17 protein-coding genes are annotated in these 18,879 nt (G+C 52.7%); 11 read left to right on the top strand and 6 right to left on the bottom strand.

Annotated features, from left to right (window positions below; genetic code table 11):
* Window positions 1-26: 26 nt before the first annotated feature.
* The 3 genes from lpp to ABIE10_RS03745 form a co-directional block, all read right to left on the bottom strand.
* Window positions 27-263: a murein lipoprotein Lpp gene (gene lpp, locus ABIE10_RS03755; RefSeq protein WP_003029373.1), complete on the bottom strand. Its 237-nt coding sequence runs from the start codon at window positions 261-263 to the stop codon at window positions 27-29.
* Window positions 264-572: 309 nt separating this feature from the next.
* Window positions 573-1,985 carry a pyruvate kinase PykF gene (gene pykF, locus ABIE10_RS03750; RefSeq protein WP_016152912.1) on the bottom strand — a complete coding sequence of 471 codons (1,413 nt, stop codon included), beginning with the start codon at window positions 1,983-1,985 and terminating at the stop codon, window positions 573-575.
* A 7-nt stretch (window positions 1,986-1,992) separates the two neighbouring features.
* Complete coding sequence (locus tag ABIE10_RS03745; RefSeq protein WP_429154766.1) at window positions 1,993-2,223, bottom strand: hypothetical protein; 231 nt, start codon at window positions 2,221-2,223, stop codon at window positions 1,993-1,995.
* An 896-nt stretch (window positions 2,224-3,119) separates the two neighbouring features.
* On the opposite strand from ABIE10_RS03745, the gene ABIE10_RS03740 reads away from it, so the two are divergent.
* Genes ABIE10_RS03740 through ABIE10_RS03730 form a run of 3 tightly spaced genes read left to right on the top strand, consistent with a single transcriptional unit; the run spans window position 3,120 to window position 5,637 of the window.
* Window positions 3,120-4,142, top strand: a complete 1,023-nt coding sequence (locus tag ABIE10_RS03740; RefSeq protein ID WP_016156371.1) for a methionine ABC transporter ATP-binding protein — start codon at window positions 3,120-3,122, stop codon at window positions 4,140-4,142.
* On the top strand, window positions 4,135-4,803 hold the full coding sequence (locus ABIE10_RS03735; RefSeq protein ID WP_016152914.1) for a methionine ABC transporter permease: 669 nt from the start codon (window positions 4,135-4,137) through the stop codon (window positions 4,801-4,803). Before ABIE10_RS03740 ends, ABIE10_RS03735 begins: the two co-directional genes overlap by 8 nt.
* Before the next feature lie 21 nt (window positions 4,804-4,824).
* A complete protein-coding gene (locus ABIE10_RS03730; RefSeq protein WP_003029358.1) occupies window positions 4,825-5,637 on the top strand; it encodes a MetQ/NlpA family ABC transporter substrate-binding protein in 813 nt (270 codons plus the stop codon).
* Between the two features lie 74 nt (window positions 5,638-5,711).
* Here ABIE10_RS03730 and ttrA read toward each other — a convergent pair whose 3' ends face one another.
* From ttrA to ttrB, 3 genes are read right to left on the bottom strand one after another with little or no spacing between them, the layout of a single operon-like run.
* Entirely contained in the window at window positions 5,712-8,783 is a 3,072-nt protein-coding gene (ttrA, locus tag ABIE10_RS03725; protein ID WP_429154762.1) for a tetrathionate reductase subunit TtrA, read from the bottom strand.
* Entirely contained in the window at window positions 8,776-9,798 is a 1,023-nt protein-coding gene (gene ttrC, locus ABIE10_RS03720; RefSeq protein WP_104651772.1) for a tetrathionate reductase subunit TtrC, read from the bottom strand. The genes ttrA and ttrC overlap by 8 nt, the downstream gene beginning before the upstream one ends.
* Window positions 9,799-10,533, bottom strand: coding sequence for a tetrathionate reductase subunit TtrB (gene ttrB / locus ABIE10_RS03715; RefSeq protein ID WP_019076686.1), 735 nt, complete (start codon window positions 10,531-10,533; stop codon window positions 9,799-9,801).
* 227 nt (window positions 10,534-10,760) lie between these two features.
* Here ttrB and ttrS point away from each other — a divergent pair, with 227 nt between their 5' ends.
* The 8 genes from ttrS to phsC all read left to right on the top strand — a co-directional run bounded on the left by ttrS (window position 10,761) and on the right by phsC (window position 18,877).
* Window positions 10,761-12,494: a tetrathionate respiration histidine kinase TtrS gene (gene ttrS / locus ABIE10_RS03710; protein WP_087121883.1), complete on the top strand. Its 1,734-nt coding sequence runs from the start codon at window positions 10,761-10,763 to the stop codon at window positions 12,492-12,494.
* The gene (gene ttrR, locus ABIE10_RS03705; RefSeq protein WP_019076688.1) at window positions 12,469-13,053 is read left to right on the top strand and encodes a tetrathionate respiration response regulator TtrR; all 585 of its coding nucleotides are present in this window, start codon (window positions 12,469-12,471) and stop codon (window positions 13,051-13,053) included. The genes ttrS and ttrR overlap by 26 nt, the downstream gene beginning before the upstream one ends.
* A 92-nt stretch (window positions 13,054-13,145) precedes the next feature.
* Window positions 13,146-13,355, top strand: coding sequence for a fumarate hydratase FumD (gene fumD, locus ABIE10_RS03700; RefSeq protein ID WP_003029345.1), 210 nt, complete (start codon window positions 13,146-13,148; stop codon window positions 13,353-13,355).
* A gap of 482 nt (window positions 13,356-13,837) precedes the next feature.
* Window positions 13,838-14,464, top strand: a complete 627-nt coding sequence (locus ABIE10_RS03695) for a ferredoxin-like protein (protein ID WP_016152920.1) — start codon at window positions 13,838-13,840, stop codon at window positions 14,462-14,464.
* Between the two features lie 119 nt (window positions 14,465-14,583).
* Entirely contained in the window at window positions 14,584-16,686 is a 2,103-nt protein-coding gene (locus tag ABIE10_RS03690) for an aldehyde ferredoxin oxidoreductase (protein WP_429155484.1), read from the top strand.
* 10 nt (window positions 16,687-16,696) lie between these two features.
* The gene (locus ABIE10_RS03685; RefSeq protein WP_131379214.1) at window positions 16,697-17,362 is read left to right on the top strand and encodes a YdhW family putative oxidoreductase system protein; all 666 of its coding nucleotides are present in this window, start codon (window positions 16,697-16,699) and stop codon (window positions 17,360-17,362) included.
* Window positions 17,363-17,426: 64 nt separating this feature from the next.
* Window positions 17,427-18,095 carry a 4Fe-4S dicluster domain-containing protein gene (locus ABIE10_RS03680; RefSeq protein ID WP_016152923.1) on the top strand — a complete coding sequence of 223 codons (669 nt, stop codon included), beginning with the start codon at window positions 17,427-17,429 and terminating at the stop codon, window positions 18,093-18,095.
* Window positions 18,092-18,877 carry a thiosulfate reductase cytochrome B subunit gene (phsC, locus tag ABIE10_RS03675; protein ID WP_016152924.1) on the top strand — a complete coding sequence of 262 codons (786 nt, stop codon included), beginning with the start codon at window positions 18,092-18,094 and terminating at the stop codon, window positions 18,875-18,877. The genes ABIE10_RS03680 and phsC overlap by 4 nt, the downstream gene beginning before the upstream one ends.
* The last annotated feature ends 2 nt before the right edge of the window (window positions 18,878-18,879 follow it).

The raw sequence follows: 18,879 nt of genomic DNA, 5'->3' as shown, positions 1-18,879 counted from the left end.
GCGCCATTTTTATTACACAGATACTATTACTTGCGGTATTTAGTAGCTGCGTTGTCCAGACGCTGGTTAGCGCGAGCTGCGTCATCTTTAGCAGCCTGAACGTCGGAACGCATTGCGTTCACGTCGTTGCTCAGCTGGTCAACTTTAGCGTTCAGAGTCTGAACGTCAGAAGACAGCTGATCGATTTTAGCGTTGCTGGAGCAACCTGCCAGCAGAGTAGAACCCAGGATTACCGCGCCCAGTACCAGTTTAGTACGATTCATTATTAATACCCTCTAGATTGAGTTAATCTCCATGTAGCGTTACAAGTATTACACAAAGTTTTTTATGTTGAGAATATTTTTTTGATGGGAATGCACTTATTTTTGATCGTTCGCTCAAAGAAGCATCGAATTGTGCAAAAACGGCTAAAAACCCGAGTGAAAACAGAAAGCTTCCATCGGATTCATCTTAGATAATCACGGATTAGATAGTGAAATCCGATTTGATTTTTTATTAATTGTAGCTATCGATAAAATAAAAAAAGCGCCACCAGGGCGCTTTTTTAAGCAAATTAATTCGCGTTGGAATTATTACAGCACGTGAACGGATGCCGTGTTGGTCGTGCCGCTCGGAACCAGTGCACCGGAAACCATCACCACAACGTCACCTTTCTGAGCCAGACCGCTTTCCAGAGCGACTTCTTTACCCAGACGATAGAAATCATCGGTAGAGCTGATTTCTTTAACTACCTGTGCAACAACGCCTTTGCTCAGCACCAGCTGACGCGCGGTAGTTTCGTTGGTGGTCAGCGCCAGGATGGTGGCATCCGGGAAGTATTTACGTACTGCGCGAGCAGATTTACCGCCCTGGGTTGCTACAACGATCAGCGGAGCATCCAGTTTTTCTGCAGTTTCAACCGCGCCACGGCAAACGGCTTCGGTGATGCGCAGTTTGCGGCTGTCGTTGTTGAAGTCCAGACGGCTGGTCATCACGCGGTCGGTACGCTCACAGATGGTTGCCATGATGGTGACGGCTTCCAGCGGGTATTTACCTTTTGCAGACTCGCCAGACAGCATTACTGCATCGGTACCGTCGAGGATGGCGTTCGCTACGTCACCGGCTTCAGCGCGGGTCGGACGCGGGTTTTTGATCATGGAGTCCAGCATCTGGGTCGCAGTGATAACGACTTTACGTGCACGGATACATTTTTCGATGATCATCTTCTGCGCGAAGATAACTTCTTCAACCGGGATCTCAACGCCCATGTCGCCACGAGCAACCATGATGCCGTCAGATGCTTCGAGGATTTCGTCGAAGTTGTTCAGGCCTTCCTGGTTTTCGATTTTGGAGATGATCTGGATGTTTTCGCCGCCGTGCGCTTTCAGGTGCTCACGGATTTCAACGACGTCAGAACGTTTACGGATAAAGGATGCTGCAACGAAGTCAACGCCTTGCTCGCAACCGAAGATCAGGTCCTGTTTGTCTTTTTCAGCCAGTGCTGGCAGCGCGATGGAAACGCCCGGCAGGTTAACGCCTTTGTTTTCGCCCAGGTCGCCGTTGTTCAGCACTTTACAGATAACTTTGTTACCTTCGATAGCGGTAACTTCCATGCCGATCAGACCATCGTCAACCAGAACGGTATTGCCGACGGACAGATCTTTAGTGAAGCCTTCATAAGTAACAGCAACGATTTCGTTGTTGCCGACAACGGATTTGTCGGTGGTGAAGGTGAAGGTTTGGCCCGCTTTCAGGGAAACGTCGTTACCGCCTTCCAGTTTGATGGTACGGATTTCCGGACCTTTGGTGTCGAGCAGGATTGCGGCTTTCTTGCCGGTTTTGCTCATGACGTTGCGCAAATTCTTGATGCGCTGACCGTGTTCTTCATAGTCCCCGTGGGAGAAGTTCAGACGCATGACGTTCATGCCCGCGTCCAGCATTTTGGTTAACATCTCTTCGGATTCGGTTTTCGGACCGATGGTGCAAACAATTTTCGTCTTTTTCATGACAGTCTTAGTCTTTAAGTTGAGAAGGATATGGAAATCTGGCTCCCACCGCGCACGGACGGGAAGCTAAACCTGAGTTACGAAAGTTGTGATGCCTCGCACTAAGGATAGGTGACATCGAAAGAGCGTGCAGAGGAATGTGTGCTTGTGTTTCAGCCCAACGGGATGGTGAGTTTTGTAGTCGTTGAGTTTTACAGGTCAATGTGCTGAAACCATTCAAGAGACAATTGGCGCGCATTATACGCTGAAAATTATCAAAAAGGAAAATGGAAACAGCGTTTCAAAACACTTCTGTGCAGTTTTACAGAAAATATTCATTAATTTGTTTCCAGGTATGGATAAAGAGGTTATTCGCAGCAGCATTTGTTGCGCAACAAGGTGTAACTGTCATCCCAATGCCGTTCAGCTAACACCTTAGTTTCAGAAAGCATCAACATGTGTTGGCGGAGGTAATGAACATCCCATCACAGAGAAAGGGTTCCGTTCACCTCATGTTCATCGTTTCTCTGAAACACCGATTCCTGTGAACGTGTTAAGGGTACTATCGCCGTACCCTTAACAATCCCGGCTCCCGGCGGGAAAATTGCCGCTCCGCGGTCCCCTCCGTTTATTCCTCCAGGCTACCGGGCCGGGCGCGAGGCAGCGTCCCTGCAAAACGCGCCCTGAACCCGCATCCCTGCGGGTTCTCCCGGCCTTACGGAAACACGTCGGCAATTTTCAGCCGGACCAGCCCACACCTGACCACCTGCGTTTTTTATCTGAACAGCAAAACAGAGTTAACTGGAAGTCAGTGCGTTGCAGCGATGACCCCGGTCAGGCTGAAAATCGATGAGCCTCCCTTGCACGTTCACGGGTATCTGAGCTTCAGAGAATTGATACCACTGAGGTGAACGGAACCCTGAGCCGAAATCATATGTTCTCAATAATGCTTAACTGACAAGCATTACATCCCAATCCCTGACTTTTTGTGTATAACGCCGACCAAACCGACATATTTCTAAAAGTTATATCAAATGCGTTTTAATTCATTTTAAAAGCTAATCTCACTGATTACACTCGTTTGGACATCCATACTGCTAAACAGCCAAAAGCGCTAGCAGCAGAACAATAAGCAGCAGCGGATACCTAAACGACATGATTGTCCTGAAAAATATTTCGAAAGTGTTTACGCCAGGCAGGCTTGCCATTACCGCTGTCGATAACGTCAACCTGACGGTTGAACAAGGACAGATTTACGGAATTATTGGTTACAGCGGGGCGGGGAAAAGCACCTTAATACGCTTACTTAATGGTCTGGAAAAACCGACTTCAGGCAGCGTAACGATTAACGGCCACGATATCTCTGCCGCCCGTGGGGAATCTTTACGTCAGGCGCGACTGAAAATCAGCATGGTGTTTCAACACTTCAATTTGCTGTGGTCACGAACGGTTAGTGAAAATATTGCGTTCTCTATGCAAATTGCTGGAGCGCCAAAAGCATCAATTAAAGCGCGAGTTGCTGAACTGATTTCGCTGGTGGGGCTGAGCGGTCGTGAAAATGCGTATCCGTCCCAGCTTAGCGGTGGGCAAAAACAGCGGGTAGGAATTGCCCGTGCGCTGGCGAACAATCCTGACGTTCTGCTGTGTGACGAAGCCACTTCGGCGCTGGATCCGCAAACTACCGATCAGATCCTCGATTTGCTGCTCGATATTAATCGCCGTTTCAAATTAACCATTGTGCTGATCACGCATGAAATGCACGTGGTACGCAAAATCTGCGATCGCGTCGCGGTAATGGAAAACGGCAGGGTCGTTGAGGAAGGCGACGTGCTCAACGTCTTTACCCATCCGCAGCAGCCGATCACCCGACAGTTCGTTCGTCAGGTGAGTCAGTACACCGAAGAAGACGAGTTTAACCCACAGTTGGCCCGCGAGCTGGGCGGTGTGGTGATCAAGCTAACGTTTACCGGGCAACGTACGCATCGGCCTGTGGTTGGCGAATTGACCCTGCGCTATGGCCTGCCGTTTAACATTTTACACGGCAAGATGACGCAAACCGCGCACGGCGTGTTTGGTCAGCTTTGGGTGCACGTTGTGGCCTCTGAGGAACAATTGAACAATATTTTGGCCGATCTGCGCCAGAGCGACATTGAAGGCGAGGTGATCAACCATGGCTGAAGAACTGTTTCCTCATCTGAAGTGGGAGCAACTGTTGGCAGCAACCCAGGAAACGCTCTACATGACGGTCCTTTCTGGCGCGGCGACCTTTGTCCTGGGCGTTGCACTTGGTCTGGCGCTGTTCCTGACCGCACGCGGCGGACTGTTTCACAATCGCGCGGTGTATAGCGTTATTTCGCTGGTGGTGAATATCTTTCGTTCCATCCCGTTCATCATTCTGATCGTGCTGCTGATCCCGTTTACCAAAGCGATGGTTGGCACCATTCTCGGCGCTAATGCCGCGTTGCCTGCGCTGATTGTAGGTGCCGCACCGTTTTATGCGCGTCTGGTCGAAATAGCCCTGCGTGAAGTCGACAAAGGCGTTATTGAAGCGACGCGTTCGATGGGCGCACGGCTAAGCACGCTTATTTTTCGGGTTTTACTGCCGGAATCCTCTCCTGCTCTGGTGTCCGGGATCACCGTGACGCTGATTGCGCTGGTCAGCTACAGCGCGATGGCAGGGGTAATTGGCGCCGGTGGTTTAGGGAATCTTGCCTATCTGGAAGGTTTTCAGCGCAACCACAGCGACGTCACGCTGGTGGCGACGGTGACGATTTTGCTCATTGTCTTCATCATCCAGCTTTGCGGCGATGTGATCACCTCTCTGTTAGATAAACGCTAATAAAATACGGAAACCATTATCATGAAAAAATCACTGACGTTACTCGCCGCAGCAACCTTAAGCGCCCTGAGCTTTGCCTCCTGGGCAGATACTCTGACCGTTGGTGCCTCAAACGTGCCGCACGCGGAGATCCTTGAGCAGGCTAAGCCTATTCTGGCGAAGCAAGGGATCGATTTAGAGATTAAACCGTTCCAGGATTACATTCTGCCCAACACCGCGCTGGCTGGCCGTGAGATTGACGCTAACTACTTCCAGCATATTCCGTACCTGAACAGCGTGATTAAAGATCATGCGGGCGATAAAACCTACGATTTCGTCAGTGCCGGAGCGATTCACATCGAGCCAATTGGGATCTATTCGAAAAAAGTGAAATCGCTTAAAGATCTGCCGGAAGGCGGCAAGGTCATCATGCGCGATGCGGTATCTGAGGAAGGCCGTATTCTGTCGATTTTCGAAAAAGAGGGCGTAATCAAGCTGAAGCCGGGCGTGGATAAAGTCACCGCGCGCATTAGCGATATCGTCGAGAACCCGAAAAAACTGAAGTTCCTGCCTAACGTGGAAGCCGCGCTGTTACCGCAGATGTATAACAACGACGAAGGCGATGCGGTGGTGATTAACGCCAACTACGCCATCGACGCCGGGCTGGATCCGGTGAAAGATCCTATCGCTGTCGAAAGTGGTGAAAACAACCCGTATGCCAACATCATTACCGTGCATCGTGGCGACGAGAAGAAAAAAGATATCGTGGCGCTGGTTGATGTCCTGCACTCAAAAGAGATCCAGGACTGGATCCGCACCAAATATAAAGGTGCGGTGATCCCGGTAAATAACTGATCCGCTGGCGTTACCTTATCCGGCCTACGATGTTCTGTAGGCCGGATAAAACGCGTTGGTGTGGCCATCCGGCGCTAGAGTTTCACTCGCTCAATCCTCGCTGGCAACCCCTGGCGCACCGCTGCACCTGACACCCAGTCAAGCCAGGTATTGGCTACCTGCCGGGTAGGATCCGCAAAGCCCAAATCGTTGAGATTAATCCCCGACCTTATTTGTGCGTCAAACGCCATCGGCTTGCCGTCGAGCGTATGCTGCGCCGCGCCCATTTCTTTATGCCCATAACCGTGTTCAATGGCGATCACGCCCGGCATCACGCCATTAAGCAGGCTTATCTGCGCCTGCGCCTGACCGCCAGGCGTGGTGATACGCACCATATCGCCGTGCGCTAAACCATACCGTTGACCATCCTGCGGATTAAGCGCCACCAGATTAACCGGCTTCAGATGATGCAAACGAGGGATCACCGCCGTGGCGCTGGACATGGTATTGGATTTAAAAGAAATCAGTTTCAGCGGCCACTCTTGTTCCGGGAACAACTCCTCGACCGCACGCCCATCTGACAGGCGTGAAGGATACCAGGCCGGGCAGCCGCTGTAGCGCTCGCCGGTAATTGCATGGCGGTGCGCGGCGACGTCCGCATTCCAGATTTGTAGCGGTTTTTCCCACGCATAGCCTATCCGATTCTCAACCCGCCCGCTGTTGTCTGGCGCAAAACGCCCACCGCGGGAGTAGATAAACGCCACCCGGCTGATTTCATCGGCTTTCAGCGTTTGGGTCATCACAGGCACGATCCGCTGTACCCCAGTCAGCGCCAGGTCTTCCGGTTGCGCTTCAGCGACCGGCGCTTTGCCCATAAACGCAATATTGGCGGCGAGTCGCAGGTAGTAATCTTCCGCACGATTCAACGGATAGTGATTGCCCTGCGGATCGGTAATCGCATTGTCACCAAATCCGGGGAGCCCGATACGTTTTGCCACTGCGATACAGAAAGATTCCATCGAGGCGGGTTGACCATCAGCGGTACTGCTGGTTGCCGCTGTCACTACCGGCCAACGCGCGGTGGTGGCTTTACTGGCAACGCCGGCCCACGGGGCGCTGAATCCCCAACTTTCAAAGTTGTGGGTATCCGGCACGATGTAATCGGCCAGCGCCGTGGTTTCGTTCATAAAGGCATCAATAGCGATAAACAGCGGCAGACGCGCAGGATCCTTGAGCTTTTCTTCCGCCACGCCGCGCAACCCTGCGATGCCGTAGAACGGGTTGGTCATGTTGGAGATCCAGGCTTTCAGCGGATAAGGGTAGCCTTCCAGCGCCGAGACGAGGAGTTCGGTAAGCTGGCCTGCGACAAACGGATACCACGGGGCTTTGGCCGGGAAGGGCGATTGTCCGGCGGCCACCTTATTGCGATACTCTTCGGAAGACTCATAAGCAGTTTTACTGCGCGCGATGCTTAATCCTTTTGGTTTTACCTTCCCGGCGAAGCTGTCCATGTTGTAGCGCGGACCGTCGGTGGCGCCATTGAACTTGCCGCCGCCGACAAACACGCCGCCTTCAAGACTGAGATTGCCAATCAGCGCATTGAGCATCATCACCGCCCAGGCGTTATAAAATCCATTGCCTGCCATCATTCCACCGTGCGTAATCACCGCAGCCTGGCGGCCATGGCGGGTAAACGCGTCGGCCAGGGCGCCAATGTCAGCTTCAGACACGCCGCATTGTTGGCTGTACTGCGTCAGCGTTAGTTTCCCGGCGGACTCTTTCAGACACTGGAAGCTGCTTTTTACCGTCACCGTCTGACCGTCTGCCAGCGTGACCTGGCGGGTGACGAACAGCTGCGCGCGTGGGCAACTGCTGGCGGCGACAATTTCGCCGGCCTCGTTAATGACCACCGGCTCCTGGGCGGCGTTTGCACTCAAGTGCGCGAGGGTTAAATGCTGTCCGGCAAGGGTTGGAAGCTCATCGGTAATCACCAGATGCGTGGCGTTAGTCCAGCTTTTTTCCCCGGCCTGCTGCATGGCCTGTACGCCGGGAATGGTGAGATAATCGGCGTTATAACGCTGTTTTTCGATAATCCAACGGATCATCCCCATCGCCAGCGCGGAGTCACTTCCCGGACGTACAGGCTGCCAGTGGCCGCGATTGTCAGCCTGCACCGTGGTTAATGGCAGGGCCGGCGCCACCACCACATAACGGAAGTCGTCGCGTAAACGGGCGCTGGCCAGTTGGCGAGCCTGGCGCTTAAACGGGTTACCGGATTGCGCCGGAGACGTTCCCATAAATAGCGCGAATTTGACATTGTCCCAGTCGGGCTTCACGTGGGTATTTTTATCCAGATCGCCCATTAACGCACCGGAACCGGCCCGGTATGCCAGACCACAGTAAGCGCCATGAGCGCCGAAGTTTTTACTGCCAAAACTATTTAATGCAAAGCGGCGCAAAAATGAATCACGTCCTTCATCGCTGGTATTGGTGACCAGCAGTTGATTGGATTTAGGGCCAAAGCCGGGATGCCTGGCATCAAGCGGTGTGTTGGTGTCATGGATTGCCCGCAAGCCGTCAACGTGGCCTTCACCAAACAAGTCGCCGCCTTCCACCACCTCTTTGATCAGCTGTTCGAAGCTGATGCGCTGCCATTTTCCCTCACCGCGTTTGCCGACACGTTTCATGGGCTGGAGAATGCGTAACGGGCTGTATAAACCTTCAAGTAAGGTTGCGCCACGGGCGCAGGCCGTGGAACGCGCGTCAAGACCCGTTTCGCCCGCCAGTTGTTCCATTGCGGTGGCAAAGGGGACGGAGGCGTCAATATGGTGCTCGTGAGACAATGGGTGATAGGGGTTGCCCGCAATGCGCAACACCTTGCCTTGTTCGCTGTCAACGCGCACCCGCACGCCACACTGCGTCCAGCAGCCGAAGCACTGTGTCATGGAGATAACCTGCTGCGGGTTCTGCTGCCAGCGCGGCTGGGCATTGGCTTCGGGGATGAGGGCGTTACCAAAGATGCGGTCTCGGGTAATTTTGCCCGAGGAGCCGTCCAGCAAACCGTCTATCGCGCGCTTTGCCACATCCCGATAACTCAGGCCAAAAGTCACCATGCCACCTACGGCAAGGCCTACTTTAAGCCACTGACGACGGGTTAAATTAACCATGTTGCATTCTCCTTGCGATCGCGTTCAGGGCTTCACGAACAATAATGATCAGTGCTATCCACAGGCCGAAGGTGCCCACAATGGCCAGCCAGCCATCGGTACCACCGGGCAGGGTGTAAGGATTAAACAGCGCGTTAAATTTCGGGATGGTCTGCACCTGGATAAGTAACGTCCAGCGCATCAGCCAGCACAGCGCCATCGCGCTAAATGCAAGTAATATGCGCAGCGGCAGTGATAAGGGGTTACGGAGCACCAGCCCGCACAGGACAAGCGAAACAAGCCATAGCGCAACCCAACCGATGGCGTAGTGTCGTGCTAACGGGGCAACGTTCAGCCATTGGCGAATAGCCGAACCGGAAAGCGTATTGCCGCTCACCCATATCACCACGACCAAAGCCAGTACCATCAGGGTGACTGTCTGCCCCCACGCCAGTTTGCGGGTCAATGTTCCCTCGCGTTTTGTCGCGGCGATGAGTAGGGCGAGAAACGTTTGCAGCGCGCTGAGGAACATCGCAACCGGAAAGGCGTAGCTGAACCAGACGGGACGCGCCTGCACTACCGACACTTCGCGGCCGGTGTATACCAGCAACCCGATGGCTGACAAGGCGCTACCTATCGCCAGCCACTTAGTGACACTGTAACTTTTAAGCGTTAACCGTTTAACATGCTGCGCCAGAAACCACAGACCTAAGAAGCCGGTAAAGAGCGGTAAAAACAGCGCGCCCCAGGGCATCCAGGACCACGGCGTCGGCCAGGCGTAGAAATGCCAGACGCGGGCGGTTTGGTGTAAGTCAGCGGTCAGCGCCAGCGGCGCGGTAATTGCGCAGGTCAGGGCGATTAACAGCGTCAGGTTTTCCAGTTCCGGCATCTCTTGTTTACGCCAGTGAAGCACGCAGGCGAACAGCGCGGCGCAGGCGGCAATGCCGATGAAAAAGAAATATTGTACGGCCCAGGGTAACCAGCTTACGTCCTGGGGATGGGCCAGAACCTCTTCAATAACCAGTGAATGGTTCATTTAAACCTCCTGCCAGAGAGCGGGTTGAGCACGTCCCATCAACGGGGTTACAAACGCTTCGTCCAGACCCAGATAGAACACGTGCGGTGATGTCCCGTTTTCCGGTTTCAGGACTTTGATGGCGTCATGGTGTTCACGCAGCATTTGAGAAATCCGGCTGTGCGGATCTTTGATATCGCCTATGATGCGCGCGCCGCCGACGCAGGATTCCACGCAGGCCGGGAGCAGGCCTGCTTCGAGGCGGTGAACGCAAAAGGTACATTTATCGGCGGTTTGTGTTTCATGGTTGATGAACCGCGCATCATAAGGGCAGGCCTGCACGCAGTAGGCGCAGCCCACGCAGCGCGTGTTGTCGACCACCACAATGCCGTCTTCGCGTTGGAAGGTAGCCTGTACCGGGCAAACGGGCACGCAGGGAGGATTATCACAATGGTTGCACAGCCGCGGCAGCAGGACGTTGGTGACGCTCTGCTGACCTTCAATCTGCACCTGGTACTGGTTAACGAGGGTGCGAAATTCACCCTGTGGCGTCTGGTTTTCAATGGCGCAACTGACAGTACAGGCCTGGCAGCCGATACAGCGTCGCAGGTCAACCAGCATGGCGTAGCGATGCTGAAGTGAGCCTTCATGGCGTTCAGGCGAGAAGGGGAATTGCGCCTGAGCCAAGGGTACCAGTGATGCGCCAGCGGTCAGGACGCCCAGTTGCTGGAGAAACTGCCGTTTACTGCTGTCCATATTTTCTCCCGTCACGATGCAACAACGAAACATTGGTCACGCCGTTGGTTTGCGTGTGATGAATAAAGAATCTTGATGATTTACAGTGTAAAAATCGTGACGGGGGGTACTCTATTGTGGTTAACCACATACCCGGCTTGTTGTTGATCTAAAACAACATAATTGACAGGGATAATTGAGTGGGACGCAACGTAGCAAAATGTCTGACGGTGCTGGTGTCGCTATGGATGCTAAGCGGTGTGGTCAGGGCCCAGACGTGGAACATTGGCGTTTTGGCGATGCGTGGGGAGGTCTCCACTCGTAATCACTGGCAGCCGCTGGAAACCCTGTTGAATCAGCAAATTCCCGGCGAACAGTTTCACATTCAACCACTGGACCTGCGGCAGATGCAGGAGGCGGTGAATCGTGGAACGGTACAATTTGTGGTCACTAATCCGGCGCAATTTGTTCAACTAAACAGCCGCGCTGCGCTACGCTGGCTGGCGTCACTCCGTTCTACTCGCGGGGGGAAAGCCACCAGTAATGTGATTGGCAGCGCGATCCTCGTCAGGCGCGATAGCGGGATAACCTCCGCACACGATCTGATCGGCAAAACGGTGGGTGCCATTGACGCTCAGGCATTTGGCGGCTATTTGCTGGGATATAAAGCGCTCAGCGATGCCGGCCTGCGCCCGGAGCGCGATTTGCGCCTGACGTTTACCGGATTTCCAGCCGATGCCTTACTCTATTTATTACGCGAAAAAGCCGTGCAGGCAGTGATTGTGCCGGTGTGCCTGTTGGAAAAAATGGACGAAGAAGGGCTTATTCGTAAAACAGATTTTACGGCCGTGCTTAACCATCCAACGTCGATTCCCTGTTTAACCAGTACGCCGCTCTATCCTGACTGGTCATTTGCGGCACTGCCTGCGGTAAGCGACGAGCTGGCCGATCGCGTCACGCGGGCCCTGTTCAATGCGCCGCAGAACGCGACGTTTCGCTGGGGGGCGCCCGCCTCGACCCGCGAGGTGGAAGCGTTGCTGCGCGATGTCCGCCAGCATCCGCAGCAGCGCCAGCTGTGGCTGGATGTCAAAAGCTGGTTTATTCAACATCGGCTGGCGATGGGGGCCGCGGCTCTTGTCTTGTTGTTGTTGACGCTCAATTACATCTGGGTGATGTTGCTGGTCCGCCGACGCGGCAGGCAGTTGGAGCAAAACAACGTATTGTTGCGCAAACAGGAACAGGAGCTGGAAACCGCTCGCCAAATGAGCGTGCTTGGCGAGATGACGTCGGGTTTTGCCCACGAGCTCAATCAGCCGCTATCGGCTATCCGTCATTATGCGCAGGGCTGTCTGATCCGCCTGCGTAATCAGGATCAACAGCATCCACTGCTGCCCGCGCTGGAACACATTGATACCCAGGCGCAGCGGGGGGCTGATACGCTGCACAATCTTCGCCAGTGGGTCAGCCAGGCACAGGGCAATCCGGTGATGACCGATGACTGGCAAGTTGTTAACGTTCACGATGCTATCCATCACGTCTGGCAATTATTACGCATGCCCCAGCAATTTCCGGCGGTAGCGCTGCAAACGCAGATCGGTAAGGCGTTAACATTAACGTTGCCGTGTGTTCTCCTCGAACAGGTACTGGCCAATGTGGTTCTCAACGCCGCCCAGGCGGGGGCAACCACCGTGTGGTTTAGCGCTCAGCGTGAGGATGGTGATGTGAGTATTCAGGTGCAGGATAACGCCGGAGGTATTGATGAGATGCAGCTGTACCAGGCTTTTCAGCCGTTTATGACCACCCGTAAAGAGGGCATGGGGCTGGGGCTAGCCATTTGTCAGCGGCTGGTGCGCTACGCAAACGGAGACATTGAGATCAAAAATCATCAGGCTCCAGATGAAAAAGCGGGCGTGGTGGTGACATTACATTTTAAGCAAAACCCGGAGGGAGGCCGTCGTGGCAATCATTCATCTGCTGGATGACGATATTGCCGTCACCCAGGCTTGCGCGTTTTTACTGGAAAGTCTGGGATATGAGGTGTGTTGCTGGGAGCAAGGCGAAACATTCCTCACCGAGGCAAATCTGCACCAGGTGGGCGTACTTTTGCTGGATATGCGTATGCCTGTAATGGATGGGCATGCTGTGCATGAAGCCATGCGCCAGCGTGAGAGTACGCTGGCGGTGGTATTTCTCACCGGGCATGGCGATGTGCCGATGGCGGTTGAACAAATGAAACGCGGTGCGGTCGATTTTTTGCAAAAGCCGGTTTCCGCCGCGCCTCTGCAAGCGGCGTTAGAGCATGCAGTGCAGATTTCTCACGCCGCCTTTTCGCGACAAGAGATCGTGGTTTGCTATCAGCAGCTTACGCCAAAGGAGCGAGAGCTGGCGCAACTGGTAGCAAAAGGGTTAATGAATCGGGAAATTGCTGATGCCATGAATATTGCCGTGCGCACGGTTGAGGTTCATCGGGCGCGGGTGATGGAAAAAATGCAGGCGGGGAGTCTTGCTGAACTGGTTAATCGACTGCAGAGGATTCAGTAAATTTATGACATTTATTTGATTTTCATTGAATTTTGTCTAATCCGTCAGACTGATATATGCTGTTGGTTTGAGTTAATGACGAGCGGGAAAAAATGGGAAATCAGACCAAAGACGATGAGTTGTACCGTGAAATGTGCAGAGTAGTCGGTAAAGTAGTGCTGGAAATGCGCGATCTGGGACAAGAGCCTAAGCATATCGTCATTGCGGGAGTACTGAGAACCACCCTCGCCAACCAGCGCGTGAAGCGCAGCGAGTTAGAAAAACAGGCTATTGAGACCGTCATTAAAGCATTAGCCGGTTAATCCACAAAAAGAGGATGGTGGTCTCGTTCGCCGTCCTTTTATTCTCGTCACGTTAATCTATCAATATAAATAATTTAGTGCTGCAATTAGAAGAGTAACCTTCGCTGTATATTGAGTTATATTCCGAATGATATATTAAAATATACATGCGAGTAGAGTCACAAATATTTGCAAAGCATGTGAAATATTATTTCAACTTATCTTAATGATAATAAATCTCACTCCGCATTTATTATTTCCCTTCCGTTTTTTAATTGATGACGATCAAAACTATGAGCGCTGAATAACCACATTATCTTTACGCCTAACCCTAAAGGATTAGATTCATTCAGTTTAACCACCGTCATTTTACGCGATCAGGTTAGGGCAAAAATTTACGTGTTGTTGGCAACATTAACCGCCCGAAATGGCTTGAGTTGCACGGGTTTAATTTAGCCCGGAGGTGTTGCTAACACAGCGTTTGCGAAGAGGATGCGAAATAAATGAATCAGGTTGATCGTCCATTTTTAGATTGTGGTTTAACGCGGCTTGAATTTCTGCGGATATCAGGAAAAGGTTTGGCGGGATTAACCATCGCCCCTGCACTGTTATCACTTTTTGGCTGTAAGCAGGAAGATATCGACAGCGGTACCGTGGGGCTTATCAATACGCCGAAAGGGGTGCTGGTGACCCAGCGAGCGCGCTGTACTGGCTGCCACCGCTGTGAAATTTCCTGTACCAACTATAACGATGGTGCCGTGGGGACTTTCTTTTCCCGTATAAAAATCCATCGCAACTTCTTCTTTGGCGATGATGGCGTCGGGTCCGGTGGCGGACTTTATGGCGATTTAAACTATACCGCTGATACCTGCCGTCAGTGCAAAGATCCGCAATGCATGAAGGTCTGCCCCATTGGCGCTATTACCTGGAAACAGGAAGACGGCTGTATTGCGGTGGATCATAAACGTTGTATTGGCTGTAGCGCTTGTACCACCGCCTGCCCGTGGATGATGGCGACCGTGAATACCGAAACAAAAAAATCCTCAAAATGTGTGTTATGTGGGGAGTGCGCCAATGCTTGTCCGACTGGGGCATTAAAAATTATCGAGTGGAAAGATATTACTGTTTGATAGATAGCAGGCATACCTGATACGCGTCATTAATTGCCAAAAATATCGCAGTTTTGCAAAAAAAACTGCCTGAAGGATGGCGGGTATATCTATTAAACCTTCTTGCAAAGGAAAACATGATGGCTAATGGTTGGACAGGTAATATTTTACGGGTCAATCTCACCACGGGGAATATCACCCTTGAAGATTCCAGTAAATTTAAAAAATTTGTCGGCGGGATGGGCTTTGGTTATAAAATTATGTACGACGAAGTCCCGCCAGGCACCATGCCTTTTGATGAAGGGAATAAACTGGTTTTCGCCACCGGGCCATTAACGGGCTCTGGTGCCCCTTGTAGCTCCCGCGTCAATATCACCTCCTTATCGACTTTTACCAAAGGCAATTTAGTGGTGGATGCTCATATGGGCGGCTTCTTTGCTGCGCAAATGAAATTCGCCGGTTACGACGCCATTATTATCGAAGGCAAGTCCGCGACGCCTGTCTGGATCAACATTAAAGACGAAAAGGTCAGCATCGAAAAAGCCGATTTCCTGTGGGGTAAGGGAACGCGCGCCACAACCGAAGAGATTTGCCGCATTACCAGCCCGGAAACCTGCGTCGCCGCTATTGGTCAGGCGGGTGAAAATCTGGTGCCGCTCTCCTGCATGATCAACAGTCGCAACCACAGCGGAGGCGCCGGTACTGGCGCGGTAATGGGGTCGAAAAACCTGAAGGCTATTGCGGTAGAAGGGACCAAAGGGGTTAATATTGCCGATCGTAAAGAGATGAAGCGGCTCAATGATTACATGATGACCGAGCTCATCGGTGCCAACAACAACCACGTTGTGCCAAGCACCCCGCAGGCCTGGGCAGAATACTCTTCGCCAAACTCGCGCTGGACGGCCCGTAAGGGACTGTTCTGGGGCGCGGCAGAAGGGGGACCAATCGAAACCGGGGAAATCCCGCCGGGTAACCAGAATACCGTGGGTTTCCGTACCTATAAATCCGTGTTCGATCTGGGGCCAGCCGCTGAGAAATACACGGTCAAAATGAGCGGCTGCCATTCATGCCCCATTCGCTGTATGTCGCAGCTCAATGTCCCGCGTGTGAAAGATTTTGGTGTGCCAAGTACCGGCGGTAACACCTGCGTGGCGAACTTTGTCCACACCACCATTTTCCCCAATGGCCCGAAAGATTTCGACGATAAAGACGATGGGCGCGTGGTGGGAAATCTGATTGGTCTGAACCTGTTTGACGATTATGGCATCTGGTGTAACTACGGACAGTTGCACCGTGATTTTACTTACTGCTATTCGAAAGGCGTCTTTAAGCGCGTACTGCCAGCTGAAGAGTATGCGGAGATCCGCTGGGATCAGCTGGAAGCGGGCGATCCTCATTTTATTAAAGATTTTTACTACCGGTTGGCGCATCGCGCGGGGGAACTCAGCCATCTTGCGGACGGATCGTATGCCATTGCTGAACGCTGGAATTTGGGCGAAGAGTACTGGGGTTATGCCAAAAATAAACTGTGGTCGCCGTTTGGTTTCCCTGTCCACCATGCAAACGAGGCCTCTGCACAGGTGGGGGCGATCACTAACTGTATGTTTAACCGTGACTGTATGGCGCACACCCATATCAACTTCATCGGTTCCGGTTTACCGCTGAAATTACAGCGCGAAGTGGCGGGCGAGCTATTTGGTTCGCAGGATGCATACGACGAAACCAAAAACTACACCCCGATCAATGCCGCCAAGATCAAATATGCCAAATGGACGCTGCTGAAAGTCTGTCTGCATAACGCGGTTACGCTGTGCAACTGGGTGTGGCCGATGACGGTTTCACCACTCAAGAGCCGTAACTATCGCGGCGATTTGGATCTGGAAGCAAAATTCTTCCAGGCGGTCACCGGCGATGAAACCACGCAGGAGAGTCTGGATCTGGCCGCTGAACGCATCTTTACCCTGCACCGTGCCTATACGGTCAAATTGATGCAAACCAAAGATATGCGCAATGAGCATGATCTCATCTGCTCCTGGGTGTTTGATAAAGATCCGAAGATCCCGGTCTTCACTGAAGGGACCGACAAGATGGACCGGGAGGATATGCGTCAGTCGCTGACGATGTTCTATCAGGAAATGGGCTGGGATCCAGAGCTGGGTTGCCCAACGCGTGAAACCCTGAACCGACTCGGACTTGAAGATGTAGCCGCTGATTTGGCTGCACAAGATCTGTTGCCGGCGTAAGGAATGCGAGATGACTAACGTGAGCGACGTTCTGACCCCCGTTGAGGCGTTTCCTGACGAAGTGGATAGCCGAAAGAGACAGTGGCTGCAGGCGTTTCACCCGCCTGTAGAACAGATGAATGCGCCCCAGGTTCAGGAACCAGCCAGCCCGGAGTCGATTGTGGCAGATTTTATCCGTCAGCATTCAGCATCGGGGCAACTGGTGGCGCGCAGTGTCTTTTTGCTGCCGCCTTATTCGGTTCCTGAAACCGATCTTTCCGCGCTGCTGGATGTGCTGGGCCAGGACGCGAATGGTGCGGATATCACCTGTGTGCAGGGTGCGGAAGAAGCATATTTCTATTCGACGCAAACCATGACGGCAAATTACGCCGACATGTGTGTGCAGGTGGTGGAAAACGACATCTGCCGTGCGATTGCCGAGGCGGTACGCTTCGACTGTCGAACGTATCCTCGCCCTTATAAGGTCGCCATGTTGACGCAACCGCCGTATCGCTTTGAGTCTCAACAGATTGCCGCTGCACTCACGACCATGGAAACGCATCCTGATTATGCAGATATACGGACTGTGGAATCGTCAAATGCGGAGCCTTATTTGTTCAGCGAACGTTTTATGAGTTATGGCAAAGCGTACGGCCTGTGCGAATGGCTTGAGGTTGAGCAGTATCAGAACCCCTGAATTATTCAGGTTGATGTCATGGAACGTGTGGACGACCACTGTCACAGTATTAGAGGATAACCCGATGTCCTTCACCCGACGAAAATTTGTCATTGGCATGGGGACGGTGATTTTTTTCACTGGCCCAGGTCAAAATCTGTTAGCGAGTACCAGGAGTTCTAAAGACGTACATTACGTCATGATTCACGATGAATCACTGTGTAACGGATGTAATATCTGCGCCCGCGCATGCAGGAAAACCAACCATGTTCCTGCGCAGGGTAGCCGTTTGTCGATAGCTCATATTCCGGTTTCGGACAACGACAACGAAACGCTGTATCACTACTTCCGTCAGTCCTGCCAGCACTGTGATGATGCCCCCTGTATTGAGGTGTGTCCGACCGGCGCCTCATGGCGAGATGACAACGGCATTGTGCGGGTAGACACGTCTTCCTGTATCGGCTGCAGTTACTGTATTGGCGCGTGTCCTTATCAGGTGCGCTATCTCAACCCGCAGACCAAAGTGGCGGATAAATGCGACTTCTGCGCTGAGTCACGTCTGGCGAAAGGTTTCCCGCCGATCTGTGTTAACGCCTGCCCGGAACATGCGCTGATTTTTGGTCGCGAAGATAGCCCGGAAATTCAGACCTGGTTGAGAGAAAATAAGTATTACGAGCATCAACTTGCAGGCGCCGGGAAACCCCATCTGTATCGTCGGTTCGGTCAACATTTGATTAAAAAGGAAAATGTATGAACGCGTCGCAGAATGCCGAACAGTTTCACGCCCAGCTTGCGCAGTATGTTCCCCTGTTTTCACCGGACTACTGGCCTGTGTGGTTGGTCATCGCCGGGTTAATGCTGGTGGGGATGTGGCTGGTGCTGGCGCTACACGCCATGCTGCGCTTTCGGGCCGCACATAAAGCGTCGGCAGGGCACGGTGAGAAAGTCTATTTATACTCGAAGGCCGTTCGTTTGTGGCACTGGTCGAATGCGCTGCTATTTCTGCTACTTCTGGTCAGTGGCCTGGTCAATCACTTTTCCGTCGTCAGTGCGTCGGTGATGAAAAGCCTGCTTACCGTGCATGAGGTCTGCGGCTTTTTGCTGCTCGCTTGCTGGATTGGCTTTGTCCTGATCAATCTGATTGGCGGCAACGGGCATCACTATATTATTCAACGTCAGGGCTGGATCGGACGAGCGCAAAGACAAACGCGTTTTTACCTGTTTGGCATTATGCAGGGCGAGTCACACCCATTCCCGGCATCAAAGCGTTCTAAATTCAACCCGCTACAGCAGGCGGCCTATGTTGGCGTGATGTATGGCTTACTGCCACTGCTGCTGATCTCAGGGTTGTTATCGCTCTATCCGACGGTTGTCGGTGACCTGTTCCCCGGCGTGCGTTACTGGTTGCTCCAGGCGCACTTCGCGCTGGCAATAATCAGTCTGTTTTTCATTTTTGGGCATCTTTATCTCTGCACGACAGGACGTACGCCGGGCGAAACCTTCAAGTGTATGGTGGATGGCTATCACCGGCATTAAGC

Source organism: Citrobacter sp. 506 (genome assembly GCF_050434985.1).
GTDB classification, from domain to species: Bacteria; Pseudomonadota; Gammaproteobacteria; order Enterobacterales; family Enterobacteriaceae; genus Citrobacter; species Citrobacter braakii.
The sequence above is the reverse complement of the archived record's forward strand: the minus strand, read 5'-3'. Positions and strand labels throughout refer to the sequence as shown.

Coding starts and splice junctions, on each gene's coding strand:
- lpp (WP_003029373.1), bottom strand. CDS start 263: ATGAATCGTACTAAACTGGTACTGGGCGCGGTAATCCTGGGTTCTACT.
- pykF (WP_016152912.1), bottom strand. CDS start 1,985: ATGAAAAAGACGAAAATTGTTTGCACCATCGGTCCGAAAACCGAATCC.
- ABIE10_RS03745 (WP_429154766.1), bottom strand. CDS start 2,223: ATGCGCGCCAATTGTCTCTTGAATGGTTTCAGCACATTGACCTGTAAA.
- ABIE10_RS03740 (WP_016156371.1), top strand. CDS start 3,120: ATGATTGTCCTGAAAAATATTTCGAAAGTGTTTACGCCAGGCAGGCTT.
- ABIE10_RS03735 (WP_016152914.1), top strand. CDS start 4,135: ATGGCTGAAGAACTGTTTCCTCATCTGAAGTGGGAGCAACTGTTGGCA.
- ABIE10_RS03730 (WP_003029358.1), top strand. CDS start 4,825: ATGAAAAAATCACTGACGTTACTCGCCGCAGCAACCTTAAGCGCCCTG.
- ttrA (WP_429154762.1), bottom strand. CDS start 8,783: ATGGTTAATTTAACCCGTCGTCAGTGGCTTAAAGTAGGCCTTGCCGTA.
- ttrC (WP_104651772.1), bottom strand. CDS start 9,798: ATGAACCATTCACTGGTTATTGAAGAGGTTCTGGCCCATCCCCAGGAC.
- ttrB (WP_019076686.1), bottom strand. CDS start 10,533: ATGGACAGCAGTAAACGGCAGTTTCTCCAGCAACTGGGCGTCCTGACC.
- ttrS (WP_087121883.1), top strand. CDS start 10,761: ATGCTAAGCGGTGTGGTCAGGGCCCAGACGTGGAACATTGGCGTTTTG.
- fumD (WP_003029345.1), top strand. CDS start 13,146: ATGGGAAATCAGACCAAAGACGATGAGTTGTACCGTGAAATGTGCAGA.
- ABIE10_RS03695 (WP_016152920.1), top strand. CDS start 13,838: ATGAATCAGGTTGATCGTCCATTTTTAGATTGTGGTTTAACGCGGCTT.
- ABIE10_RS03690 (WP_429155484.1), top strand. CDS start 14,584: ATGGCTAATGGTTGGACAGGTAATATTTTACGGGTCAATCTCACCACG.
- ABIE10_RS03685 (WP_131379214.1), top strand. CDS start 16,697: ATGACTAACGTGAGCGACGTTCTGACCCCCGTTGAGGCGTTTCCTGAC.
- ABIE10_RS03680 (WP_016152923.1), top strand. CDS start 17,427: ATGTCCTTCACCCGACGAAAATTTGTCATTGGCATGGGGACGGTGATT.
- phsC (WP_016152924.1), top strand. CDS start 18,092: ATGAACGCGTCGCAGAATGCCGAACAGTTTCACGCCCAGCTTGCGCAG.